Below are 12,872 nucleotides of genomic sequence, written 5' to 3'. Positions count from 1 at the left end.
TTTTAGAATCAGTGAGTAAGTGTGGTGCATAAGGGAAACCCACTCAGTGGGCCTTTCAGGCCGAGGCCGGTAAGAGAGGCTTTCAGCCGCAGAGCAAACCACCAGTTCACACTGGTGGTTTTGATTTTTCAAGAATAAATTATTGATACTGACGAAAAGAAATCACAATAAACGAACATTTATTATTTAAAGCAATAAAAAACCTATGAATTTCCGAATAAAAGAGGTAGAATAGTCAGTAATAGAATGTAATGTACGTTACATAATGAGGTGAAAGTAAAAATGAAAGTAAAACGCAGCGAACGACTAATCGATATTACACATTATCTGATTGAACATCCCCACACATTGATTCCACTCACTCTGTTTTCAAAACGGTATGAGTCCGCAAAATCAAGCATCAGTGAAGATCTTACCATTGTAAAAGAAACATTTGCCAAAAGAGGCATCGGCTTCCTTGAGACTCTGCCCGGAGCAGCTGGAGGAGTCAAATATATTCCAAAGATGAAAGCAGAAGATGTTGAGCTGTTTATCCGCGACTTGTGTGAAGAGCTGAATTATTCCAAGCGACTGCTCCCCGGTGGATATGTCTATCTGTCTGATATGCTGGGGGATCCAAAATGGCTGAGGGGAATCGGACGAGTTATCGCTTCCCAATATATGGATAAAGATGTGGACAGCGTGATGACTGTTGCAACTAAGGGGGTGCCGATCGCTCAGTCCGTGGCCTTTTATCTGAATGTTCCATTTGTTATTGTCAGAAGAGACTCAAAAGTGACTGAAGGGTCCACCGTCAGCATCAACTATGTGTCCGGATCATCTTCCGATAGAGTGGAGAAAATGGAGCTGTCCAGAAGAAGTCTGGACATGGGGTCAAGGGTGCTGATCGTAGATGACTTCCTGAAAGGCGGAGGTACGGTCAACGGCATGATCAGCCTGATCGAAGAATTCAATTCTGAAGTAGTTGGCGCAACGGTTATTGCTGAAAATATATTTAATGGGGAACGTTCAGTGAAAGATTACACCTCACTGATCAAAGTGGATAAGGTCAACACACAGGACCGCACGATCGAAGTATCTCCTGGAAACTTCTCTATCGAGTAAGCTATGGCAGCTATTGTTGGCTGGAAAATCAGTGAGTAATGCCCACTGAGGGACTATCTCGAGTTGAGTAGTAAATAAATGGAATATCATTGCCCACTCAGCGTCTATATCAGTCTGAGTGGGCAATGAATAAATGACAAAAAGGAAAGCCTGCCATCTCCGGCAGGCTTTTTACTTATTCAGAAATCTTTCAGTCTAGGTGTCGAGGTCTTCCTTGCGTGTCTGACGAAGACGGTCTTCTGTTGAATCATCCACATCAGCTTCTCCGTGTGTGTCTTCCAGTTCCGGAGGGGTTCCGTCATTCGTTTTAGGTTCCATCGGCGGCTGACCGCCGTCGCCCATTCCCTGAACGCTTCCCTCATTAGGAAAACCGGCTGTTGTTCCAAGTGTTTCAAGATCCGGATCTCCGGCATGTGTAGCGGAAGATGATGTCGGATTTTCTACATTATCTGTTTTATCAGAACGATCGACAGCGACAACCAGGTGACCTTTCTTCAAGTCATCCCGATACATGTGGAGCGTATCATCTTCTTGTATATAATTTGAATCATTGTAATACTCATCATCTCTTACTAAGAAAGCATCTTTCAGTGATTCCCAGAAACTCTTTTCGTTGTCATGATCTTTATCAGTTCCGTTGACATCCGGATTGGCTACATCGACATTGTCCGGGTTTCGAAGCTGATTGCCTTTATCCTTGTTGGTAAAAATAGTTATATCCTTTTTATCCGTACCTTCGTCCATCAGGCGACGAACGACCTGTTCAGCTTCTCTTTCAGTGGGATAGCTGCCTATGACTGTAAAATCTTTATTCATTAAACTCTTCCTTCCTGAAGATGGTAGAAATAGAACCATCTATTTTCTAGTTTAATCATTTATAATATAATTTAATTATAGGAAACTGTAATAAATACGACAAACAATACACCTTATGAAACTTGAAAACAGCTTAGTCATAAAGTATGATGTAAAGAGGTTTTGTATGCCCTTTTGGACATACTGATTAAGCAATGATATGGGAACTATAAATAGAAATGATGAGGAGAAACTAATGACTAAACGATTTGCAGTAGTGCTTGCAGCTGGACAGGGAACTCGAATGAAATCCAAACTTTACAAGGTGATGCACCCGGTAATGGGGAAACCTATGGTCGGTCATGTTGTCGATCAGGCACTTGGCGCTCGAATGGATAAAATCGTCACAGTTACAGGTGTCGGTGCTGAAACCGTTCAGGACTATCTAGGCGATAAGAGTGACTATGTCCTCCAGGAAGAACAGCTGGGAACAGCTCATGCGGTCGAACAGGCTGCACCGATCCTGAAAAACGAGGAAGGAACCACACTGGTTATCTGTGGAGATACACCTCTTCTGACTAAGGAGACACTTGAAGGGCTGATGGCTCATCATGAAGAAGTGAATGCGAAGGCTACCGTCCTTACTGCTCACGCGGATGATCCGTTTGGCTATGGTCGCGTGATCAGATCTGAAGATGGATCAGTCACTAAAATCGTTGAACAGAAAGATGCGTCTCAAGCAGAACAGGCAGTTCAGGAAATCAATACTGGGACCTACTGTTTCGACAACAAGGCATTATTCGCTGCACTTGAAAAAGTGGACAACAATAACTCCCAAGGTGAATATTATCTGCCGGATGTTATGGAAATCCTCAAAAAACAGAATGAGCTTATTTCTGCATTCCAGCTTGAGAACAAGGAAGATGCTCTGGGAGTCAATGACCGCGTGGCATTAGCTCAGGCCAGTAAGCTGATGAAGAAACGTATCAATGAGCAGCATATGCGTAATGGTGTAACTTTTATCGATCCTGAGCAGACTTATATTGAAAGTGATGTGGTGATTGGTCAGGACACGCTTGTAGAACCCGGCGTCTATCTTAAAGGACAAACTTCCATTGGTGAGGACTGTATCATCGGAGCGCATTCGATTATCGAAGACAGCCAGATCGGCAACGGTGTTCATGTGAAGAGCTCGATGATTGAATCATCAATAATGGAAAATGAGAGTAACATCGGACCTAACAGTCACCTGAGACCAGAATCCGTCGTGAAAGAACATGCACACATCGGAAACTTTGTAGAAGTTAAAAAAGCGACTCTTGGAAGAAACACGAAAGTCGGCCACCTGACTTATGTTGGTGACGCCACGCTAGGAGAAAATATCAATCTAGGATGCGGAACGGTATTCGTCAATTACGATGGTGAAAAGAAACACCACATCGAAGTCGGAGATAATTCCTTTATTGGCTGCAATACGAACCTGATCGCACCCGTTAAAATTGATGCAAATACCTACGTGGCAGCCGGATCTACGATTACTGATGATGTTCCTGAAGAAGCGATGGCGATTGCTCGTGCTCGTCAAGTAAATAAAGAGGGCTATTTTAAGAAAATACCTCATAAAAATTAGAAAACTCTTCAAAACAGGGCTTTCACGCCCTTGTACAGTTGATTTATTCAGTGCTTAGGCATACACTTATAGTAGTAAAAACAATGAGATAAAATTTATGGAGGCCGACATGTCCGAACATTATTCTGATCCAAAACTGAAGATTTTTGCATTGAGTTCCAACAAGCCATTAGCAGAAAAGATTGCGAAGGATGTAGGAGTAGAATTAGGAAAAGTATCCGTCAACAAGTTCAGTGATGGGGAAATCCGTATCAACATTGAAGAAAGTATTCGTGGGGACCATGTCTATGTTGTGCAGTCAACTTCTGCGCCGACTAATGATCACTTGATGGAAGTGCTCATTATGATCGATGCATTGAAACGTGCAAGTGCCAAGACGATCAATATTGTCATGCCTTATTACGGTTATGCGAGACAGGACCGTAAGGCTCGTTCGAGAGAACCTATCACGGCGAAACTGGTCGCGAATATGATCACTCAGGCAGGGGCTGACCGTATGCTGACTTTGGACCTTCATGCTTCTCAGATTCAAGGCTTCTTCGATATCCCAGTTGATCATCTGCTTGGTGCGTCACTTCTGGCAAATTGGTTCATCGACAGAAATCTTGGAGGAGAAAACACAGTCGTAGTCTCTCCTGATCACGGAGGAGTGACTCGTGCCAGAAAGTTGGCAGAGTTCCTGAAGTCACCTATTGCCATCATTGATAAACGCCGTCCAAAAGCCAATGTAGCAGAAGTCATGAATATTGTCGGTAATGTTGAAGGGAAAACAGCCGTACTGATCGATGACCTGATCGATACAGCGGGAACGATTACCCTTGCCGCAGATGCTCTGATTGAAAAAGGAGCAAAAGAAGTCTATGCCTGTGGGACTCACCCGGTATTTTCCGGACCTGCTATGGAACGTCTGGCTGATTCCCCAATCAGAAATATGGTGGTCACGGATTCCATCATGCTTCCAGAAGACAAGAAAATTGATAAAGTCGTTCAAGTCAGCGTAGGTGAACTGATGGGTCATGCCATCAAGTGGATCCATGAAAACCGTTCAGTATCCCCACTGTTTGAGAAGCAGTTTAAAGGATAAGTATCTGATGTTTAAAAGCCTGCGTCTTTATTAAAGGAAAGGAGGCGGTCAGGTGATAGATAAGGTTCGTTTCCATTTGAGAAAGATGAAACCGTTGGACGTCGCCATTATCATCATTCTTCTGGTCGCATCCTTCATCCCGCATATTGTATACGGCTATCAGCTGAGCAGCATCGATGAGGACGCCCGGATCATTGCTACAGTTAAAATATCTGGAGAAGAAGTGTACCGTGTGGAACTGAGCGAGGAAACACCACAAGAGGAATTCAGGCTCGAACCTCGTGACGGTCAGTACAATATCATTGAAGTAGACGGCACGCGTATTCGCAACCGTGAAGACAACAGTCCGGATCAGCTCGGAGTGAGAAGAGGCTGGATCAGTCAGCCTGGCGAAACAGCTGTTGTCTTGCCTCATCAGCTCATAATCGAGATTCATGCAGAGAATCAGGATGGACAGGAAATTCACGAAGAAGATGACATAATCATACCAATGTAATAAAACAGCCGAAACCTGAATGTTTTTCTCTAAACTCTTGTAATAAGGGAGCAGAGAAAACGTCCGGTGGCGGCTGTTCTTTTCAAAATGAACAGGGACCGTCAGCTGGTATAAATCGGCTGACGGCCCCTGTTTTATATTGTAAATCACTTGAAGATGCAAAAATATCAGTCAGAGATCGTGAATCCTAAATCCGGATTTTTATCCAGGACTTCTTTCAGGTGATTTCTGATGGTATCTGCCGAATGAGTCATTTTTTCCTTTTCGGAATCATTAAGTGGAATCTCGACGATTTTGTCGATCCCACTTTGATTGATGATGGCAGGGGAGCCGATGTAGATGTCATGCTGTCCGTACTCTCCTTCAAGGTAAACTGACAGAGGCAGGACAGCATTTTCATTGTTCAGAATGGCCCGGGTGATGCGGGCCAGCGATACTCCGATACCGTAAAATGTCGCACCTTTACGCTTGATGATTTCATAAGCGGCGTCTCTAACGGAGAAGAAAATATCAACGAGGGCCTGTTCATCTGTATCCGGGTTATTGTTCAGCCATTCATTGATCTGAAGGCCGGCAACGTTAGCATGTGACCAGACTGGGAATTCAGTATCCCCGTGTTCGCCGATGATGTAGCCGTGAACGTTCCTTACATCCACATCCAGCAGATTGGCAACTGCCTGACGGAAGCGAGCGCTGTCAAGCGAGGTTCCAGTTCCGATGACCTGGTTAGAAGGGAGACCGGACAACTTGTATACAGCATAGGTCAGGATATCCACTGGATTCGTTGCAACCAGGAATATGCCATTGAATCCGCTGGCCATCACCTTTTCCACGACATCTTTAGTGATGCGAAGGTTCTTTTCAGTCAGATCCAGACGGGTCTCGCCAGGCTTTTGAGAAGCTCCGGCAGTATAGACGACCAGATCAGCATCATGGCAGTCCGCATAATCAGCCACATATATTTTCTTAGGTGCAGTGAAGGCCAAGGCACTGTTCAAGTCCATGACATCTCCTTCTGCCTTTTCTGTATTGACATCGATAATGCCAAGCTCCTGACCGATATTCTGATTGATCAGTGAGTAGGCATAACTTGAACCGACAGCTCCATCACCTATGAGAATGATTTTCTGCTGTTTTTTTCTGACGTTCATATGATCATTCCTTTCCCTTTTTTATACCATTAGTATAGCATAGATAATCGTCAAAACTAATGAGAAGCTGACTGTACAATATGGAAATTTTGTACATTGACGCACATAGATATAAATGAGAAAATAATGAAAGAGTTTTAACGAGTATTTAACATGATAATCAGAAGAGGAGTTTTAGTGGAATGAAGCATATAACAAGTGAAAGCCTGTTTGACCTGAAAAATGTATCACAGCCAATTGTTCTGGATGACCGTATTTTTTATCTGGAAACTCGAACGGACAAAGAAAAAAATGCCTACCTGACTTCTTTGTGGAGCATCGATCAGAAATCGAAGGAACGGATCATGTGGATCGATGAAGAGTTGAATCCTTCCCAAATCAAAATTTCTCCGAACAAGAAATGGATCAGTTTTCTGGCCGGTAAAAAAGGCGAGAAGCCTCAGATTTACCTGATGCCAGTGAGAGGTGGAACTGCCTTTGCTCTGACTGATGAGGAACAAGGCGTCAGCTCATTTGAATGGACAAGTAACAGTGGGGCACTCTATTATCAGACGACTGTCGATCCCGACCAGGATAAGGAGAAAGCAGAGAGTGACAGCAAGTCCGATGACAAAGTCAAGCCAGTGACGATTACTAAACTGCAATATAAGATGGATGGCCAGGGGATTACTGAAAAAGATCGACTGTATCAAGTAAAAAAAATCAGTGTGTCCAAAAAGGAATCTTCGCTCATTCTTGAGAAAGACCGTCCGTTCCGCCTTCAATATGTTTCTAAAGACGAATCTTTTCTGCTCTATGTGGATAAGCTGAATCCGGATGACGAATGGGTCTACGGAGCAAGCGTCTACGAATACGACATTGCCTCGGAGACAGCCCGCCTCGTTACTGAAGATATACCGGAAGGCAGCTTTTCATTTGAAGCTGTAAACGAGTCGGAAGACTATTTCCTCTTTACTGGAAATGATTTTTCTCATGCTTTTGTAACCCTCGATAAAATTTACGGCTGGGACAGAGCAAACCACACTTTCGAGTCACTGTCAGTCGAGGATAAATATGTCGGTGATCTGATCATTGGAGATTTCCAGCAGAAAACCAAGGGATTTCCGATCAAGTGGCTGGATGATGACTCTTTTGTCTATCCAGTGACCGAACATGGCAAGCTGAAACTGTATAAGGGAGACAAAACCGCCGGCAGCAAATGTCTGGTGGACAAGCCGTTTCATATTACAGATGGGGATGTTGTGGACGCCTCTACCTTTGCAGTCACCTACTCTGACTTGACAACACCAAGTGTTCTTGGGCTGCTCAACGCCGAAACTGGGGAAGTAACTGATTTGTATAATCCGAACGCAGCGTTTGAAGACACGCATCAAATCACGCCTGTGGAAAGATTCTGGTACAAAGGAGCAGACGACTGGGATATCCAGGGATGGTACGTTCCACCTGTGGACAAGAGTGAAAACCATCCAGCTGTTCTTTATATCCACGGTGGGCCTCAAGTATGTTACGGAGAAACCTTCTTCCATGAGATGCAGAAGCTCTCAGCTGAAGGATACGGTGTAATCCTTCTGAATCCTCGTGGAGGAAACGGCTACGGACAGGATTTTGTTGCGTCCATTCTCGGCGATTACGGAAACAAGGACTATGAGGATCTTATGCTGGGTACGGATTATGTACTGGAACAGCACCCGGAGATCGATCAGTCGAATGTATATGTCGCAGGTGGAAGTTACGGTGGATTTATGACAAACTGGATCGTCGGACACACTGACCGTTTCAAGGCTGCTGTAACGCAGCGATGCATATCAAACTGGGTCAGCTTCTACGGGACCAGTGATGTGGGCGCGTTCTTCGTAGAATTCCAGTTAAAAAGAGACGTCTCTCAAATGGAAGACCTGTGGAAAATGTCTCCGTTAGCCTATACGCAGAATATCAAGACACCTCTGCTGGTCATCCACGGACAGGAAGACTTGAGATGCCCACAGGAACAAGGTGAGCAGATGTATACAGCCATGAAGAAACAGGGAGTCAGGACCAAACTGATTCTCTTCCCTAAATCGAGTCATGGACTGTCACGTGCAGGCCTGCCAAACCTTAGAATAGAGCGACTAAATGAAATCAGTAACTGGATGAAGTAAATAATAATGAAGGAGGACTTTCGTCATGGAAGTTCTCTTTTTGTGTGGACAGGCGCGAGTGACTAGTCATCCGGTCATATCAGATATATAAGGAGAAAGTTAGAAGATTATGAGACTCTATTAAATAGATTCCGTATAACTACAGGGTTGCCGGTTTCTTTGTTATACTCATTAACGGTTAAGAGGTCTAACAAGTAATTGAAATAAAAAATAATAGGAGTGGAATTTTGAAGCAAGATTTAGAAAGGTTAAGTCCGTTTGAGTTGTCGCTGTATCTGGAAAATCGTATGGGGTCACAAGATGTGACGAAAGAATGGTTGAATGCCGGACGAGGGAATCCGAACTGGACAGCCCCTATTCCCCGAGAAGCGTATTTTCTTCTAGGCGAATTTGCAGTAAAAGAAACGGTCATAAGTGAAAAAGAAAGTCTGGGCACTATGATCAAAGAAGAAGGCGGACGAACGGAGCGATTCGAATCCTTCCTGAATGAAAAAGAATCGGATGGAGCTGACATGCTCAGAAACATCTGGGCAAACGCTGCTCATCTGCTGGGCATGCCGAGAGAACAGTGGCTGACTAAAATGCTCGACTATACAATTGGGGATAACTATCCCTATCCTGAGCGCGTGCTAACAGCGTGCGAACAGCCGATCAAGCAGTATCTTCACCATGAATTGTTCTCAGGTGAGACGGAACCCTTCGATATTTTTGCGGTCGAAGGAGGAACAGCTGGAATCGTCTATACCTTTAAGTCTTTAGTGAACAACCACCTGCTGGAGCCCAAAGATAAGATCGCTCTGATGATCCCAACCTTTGCGCCTTACATGGAAATTCCTGAACTGCCGGAATATGAATTCGATGTAGAATATATTAGGTCTGAAATCATGACAATCGATGGACAGACAAGTCATCAGTTCAGTGAACACGAACTGAATAAATTAAGGAATACGGACATTAAAGCAGTTTTTGTAGTGAATCCAAGTAATCCGACAGCGAATGCGATATACGGTGATTCGATTGAACAGCTGAAAGACATTGTTGAAAAGGATAATCCTGATTTGATGATATTATCTGACGATGTGTATGGCACCTTCCTTGAATCATTCACATCGCTGTTTAGAGCTATTCCTTACAATGCTGCCTGCATTTATTCTTACTCTAAATACTTTGGTGCGACGGGATGGAGAATCGGAACGATCGCCCTGGCCAAAGACAATGTGTTTGATAGAAGATTAGAAGAGCTTCCTGAGGAGAAGAAAGTGACGCTTGATGAGCGGTACGGCACACTGACGTCAGACCCAAGAGGGATTTCCTTCATTGACAGAATGGTGGCTGACAGCCGGTCAGTAGCGCTAAACCATGCAGCTGGTCTATCTGCGCCACAGCAGGTCATGATGACGCTGTTCAGTCTCTATGCCTTGCTTGACACTGAAGGCCATTACAAACAGGAGGTCATTCAGATCTGTCAGAAGAGGGGGCAGCTGCTGTATAACTCTCTGGGACTGATGATGCCGGTCGAAGAATATAATACAGCTTACTATTGTGAAATAGACTTTGAATGGCTGCTTAATAAACGGTATGGATCAGACTTCAAAGAGTATATCCAGTCCAGCTGGACGATGACGGATATCGTTACGAAACTGGCTGAGGAAGAGCGCCTGATGCTGCTTAAATCAGAAGCGTTCGGCTCAGGCAAGTGGACAGTCCGGGTGTCACTCGCTAATCTGGACACAGATTCCTACAAGGAAGTCGGCGAGCGACTTATTGACATGCTTGACAGGATACATGAATCATGGACAGCTCTGTTAAAATAAGATAATAGCATACAAAAGCGGGATCCTTATAAGAGAAGGCAGATTTAGAAAAGTCTGTCGGACCTTAAAAGGGCCCGTTTTTTTACATTTATTGATGTAGACGTAATTAGAAAGAATGATTTTGTATTTATCCACATCTTATCCACAGAGTTGAAAGTGAAGATTAATAGAGGTATTCTTCTTATTTCGATTTTTAGAAGAAATAATGGAGGATGGGCATCATTGAACAGTTTCGGTACGACTGGGGGCAGAACTATCCGAGCTGATCAGAATCTGAGAGGTATTGCAAACTACAGGTAAAGAGTCCTGTGAGTATGTCGAACAGAGAAGTAAGGAAGCAAACTCATATGAACTGACCGAATCTCCTGCGAGAACACGTCGGTGGTTAACGAACTGGAAGACTATATGTAAAACCCCCGCAATACCGTCTGATGGACAGCTCGCAGGGGGCATTAGATTATTTTAGATCACTATCAGTATGATTATTCAACAGTTACTGACTTAGCCAGGTTACGAGGCTTGTCTACATCATTCCCACGATGCAGGCTGCAGTAGTATGAAAGCAGCTGAGTCGGGATGACGCTGACTAAAGCTGATAGCAGTGGATTGACTTTAGGAATCACGATGTGGTCACCCGGGCGGTCCAGTCCATCCATTGAAATGACCATAGTATGAGCGCCGCGTGCACGTGTTTCCTGAAGGTTGCCGCGGGTATGTCCGGCTACAGCCTGTTCAGTCACGATCGCAATAACTGGTGTACCTTTCTCAATCAGAGCGATCGTTCCATGTTTCAATTCACCTGCAGCGAATCCTTCTGTCTGGATATAGGAAATCTCTTTCAGCTTAAGTGCAGCTTCGAGAGCGACATGATAGTCCATGCCACGACCGATGTAGAACGCATTGCGTGTGATGCTCAAGTATTCAGATGCAAGCTCTTCGATCACGTCTTTTTCATCAACGAGCGTCTGCATAGCATTTGCAACTATGCCAAGATCGTGAATCATTGTCGGCTCATCGATCAGACCTTTTTCTATACCGACCACTTCAGATAAAATAGCCAGAACAGCAATCTGAGCCGTGTACGCTTTTGTAGAAGCTACAGCAATTTCCGGACCTGCATTCAGAAGCAGAGTGAAGTTGGATTCTCTGGATAATGTTGAACCGGCCACGTTTGTCACAGTAAGAGACGGATGACCCAGTTCATTCATTTTGACCAGTACCTGACGGCTGTCTGCCGTTTCCCCACTTTGAGAGATGAAGATGAAAAATGGTTTTTCAGGAAGCAGAGGCGTATGATAGCCGAATTCACTTGATACATGCACTTCTGTTGGAATATTCGTCATCTCTTCCAGAAGTTTTTTGCCAACTAGACCGGCATGATAACTTGTTCCGGCCGCGATAATATAAATGCGGTCTGAGTTCATCATAGTGCTGACGATTTCAGGATCGATGGACAACTTGCCTTCTTCATCCTGATATTTCAGAACGAGCTTACGCATAACGGCTGGCTGCTCGTCGATTTCTTTAAGCATATAGTAAGGATAGGTTCCTTTTTCAAGGTCATTGGAATCCAGTTCTGCGATATAGTGGTTTCTTTCAATAATATCGCCGCTGAAGTTCTCGATGGACAGACTGTCTTTAGTCACGACTGCAACTTCTTTGTCCATTAATTCTACGAACTGATTCGTTTCCTTGATCATAGCCATTGCATCACTACAGATAACATTGAAGCCGTCTCCTTTACCTAGAAGCAGAGGACTCTTGTTTTTAGCGGCATAGATAACATCTGGATCTTCCTTGTCGATCAGAGCAATGGCGTATGAACCTTCAAGGGTCACGATGGTTTTTTTGAAGGCATCAAGTGTATCCAGACCTTCGTTTTCTGCAAACCAGGCGATCAGCTGAACAATGATTTCCGTGTCAGTTTCGCTGACCAGTTCAACATCTTCAAGATAAGCATCTTTTACTTCCTGATAATTTTCGATCACACCATTATGTACAATGGTATAGCGACCGCTAGTTGACTGATGAGGATGGGCGTTGCGTACACTAGGTTCACCATGAGTAGCCCAGCGGGTATGTCCGATTCCGGCATTAGCTTCGACCGATCCGTCGACTTTATCTCGTAAGGCTGCAATACGGCCCTTTTCTTTAAATAAATGGCCGTCATTCTGTTCTCTGATGACATAAATCCCGGCAGAGTCATAGCCCCGGTATTCCAGTTTTTCAAGTCCGTGTAATAGTACTTCTTTAGCGTCTTTCGATCCAATGTATCCAACGATTCCACACATGTGTATCCCTGCTTTCTTATAGATTAAATGTTTTAGCCCACTTTTTTTAAGTGGTATAGTTGTTAGTCATGTTGCGGTGTAATGGCTGCTTATGCAAGCATAATAATATTAAAAGCAAATATGTTAAAAGTCAACCATTTTTACTGATTATTTTTTCTGATTGGTATAGTCGTTTTGCTGGATGCGGGCGAGAGCTTTTAATCATGGATGCACGGTACAGCTCTTATATAATAAGGAGGGCGGACAGTTTAGTCAACTGCATGTTCTGGAGGTTTAGAGAACATTAAAGATTTATTGACAAATATATGTAAAAAAATTGTCATATATTTTTTATTGTGGTATGATAACGATGAGCGAAATTATATAGAT

General features: G+C 43.9%; 10 protein-coding genes. 7 read left to right on the top strand and 3 right to left on the bottom strand.

What is annotated here, in order from left to right; translation table 11 throughout:
* The first annotated feature begins 282 nt into the window (after window positions 1-282).
* Entirely contained in the window at window positions 283-1,104 is an 822-nt protein-coding gene (gene purR, locus ACYQ2O_RS03455; RefSeq protein ID WP_459795991.1) for a pur operon repressor, read from the top strand.
* Window positions 1,105-1,299: 195 nt separating this feature from the next.
* Here purR and ACYQ2O_RS03450 read toward each other — a convergent pair whose 3' ends face one another.
* Window positions 1,300-1,920, bottom strand: coding sequence for a general stress protein (locus tag ACYQ2O_RS03450; protein WP_459770775.1), 621 nt, complete (start codon window positions 1,918-1,920; stop codon window positions 1,300-1,302).
* Between the two features lie 235 nt (window positions 1,921-2,155).
* Here ACYQ2O_RS03450 and glmU point away from each other — a divergent pair, with 235 nt between their 5' ends.
* The 3 genes from glmU to ACYQ2O_RS03435 all read left to right on the top strand — a co-directional run bounded on the left by glmU (window position 2,156) and on the right by ACYQ2O_RS03435 (window position 5,109).
* Complete coding sequence (gene glmU, locus ACYQ2O_RS03445; RefSeq protein ID WP_459770773.1) at window positions 2,156-3,529, top strand: bifunctional UDP-N-acetylglucosamine diphosphorylase/glucosamine-1-phosphate N-acetyltransferase GlmU; 1,374 nt, start codon at window positions 2,156-2,158, stop codon at window positions 3,527-3,529.
* A gap of 109 nt (window positions 3,530-3,638) precedes the next feature.
* Window positions 3,639-4,613: a ribose-phosphate diphosphokinase gene (locus ACYQ2O_RS03440; protein ID WP_346024055.1), complete on the top strand. Its 975-nt coding sequence runs from the start codon at window positions 3,639-3,641 to the stop codon at window positions 4,611-4,613.
* A 52-nt stretch (window positions 4,614-4,665) separates the two neighbouring features.
* Window positions 4,666-5,109, top strand: coding sequence for a NusG domain II-containing protein (locus ACYQ2O_RS03435; RefSeq protein ID WP_459770771.1), 444 nt, complete (start codon window positions 4,666-4,668; stop codon window positions 5,107-5,109).
* A gap of 167 nt (window positions 5,110-5,276) precedes the next feature.
* Here the strand turns inward: ACYQ2O_RS03435 and ACYQ2O_RS03430 are convergent, their stop codons facing one another.
* A complete protein-coding gene (locus tag ACYQ2O_RS03430; protein WP_459770769.1) occupies window positions 5,277-6,260 on the bottom strand; it encodes an L-lactate dehydrogenase in 984 nt (327 codons plus the stop codon).
* A gap of 182 nt (window positions 6,261-6,442) precedes the next feature.
* Between ACYQ2O_RS03430 and ACYQ2O_RS03425 the strand changes: the two genes are divergently transcribed.
* The 3 genes from ACYQ2O_RS03425 (at window position 6,443) to ACYQ2O_RS03415 (ending at window position 10,512) form a co-directional block, all read left to right on the top strand.
* Window positions 6,443-8,398 carry a S9 family peptidase gene (locus ACYQ2O_RS03425; RefSeq protein ID WP_459795990.1) on the top strand — a complete coding sequence of 652 codons (1,956 nt, stop codon included), beginning with the start codon at window positions 6,443-6,445 and terminating at the stop codon, window positions 8,396-8,398.
* A 227-nt stretch (window positions 8,399-8,625) separates the two neighbouring features.
* A complete protein-coding gene (gene aspD / locus ACYQ2O_RS03420; protein ID WP_346024060.1) occupies window positions 8,626-10,212 on the top strand; it encodes an aspartate 4-decarboxylase in 1,587 nt (528 codons plus the stop codon).
* Between the two features lie 156 nt (window positions 10,213-10,368).
* On the top strand, window positions 10,369-10,512 hold the full coding sequence (locus ACYQ2O_RS03415) for a hypothetical protein (protein WP_346024061.1): 144 nt from the start codon (window positions 10,369-10,371) through the stop codon (window positions 10,510-10,512).
* 182 nt (window positions 10,513-10,694) lie between these two features.
* Here the strand turns inward: ACYQ2O_RS03415 and glmS are convergent, their stop codons facing one another.
* A complete protein-coding gene (glmS, locus tag ACYQ2O_RS03410; RefSeq protein ID WP_346024062.1) occupies window positions 10,695-12,503 on the bottom strand; it encodes a glutamine--fructose-6-phosphate transaminase (isomerizing) in 1,809 nt (602 codons plus the stop codon).
* Window positions 12,504-12,872 lie beyond the last annotated feature (369 nt).

The sequence above is a fragment of the Alkalibacterium sp. m-11 genome, from assembly GCF_054658155.1.
The sequence above is the reverse complement of the archived record's forward strand: the minus strand, read 5'-3'. Positions and strand labels throughout refer to the sequence as shown.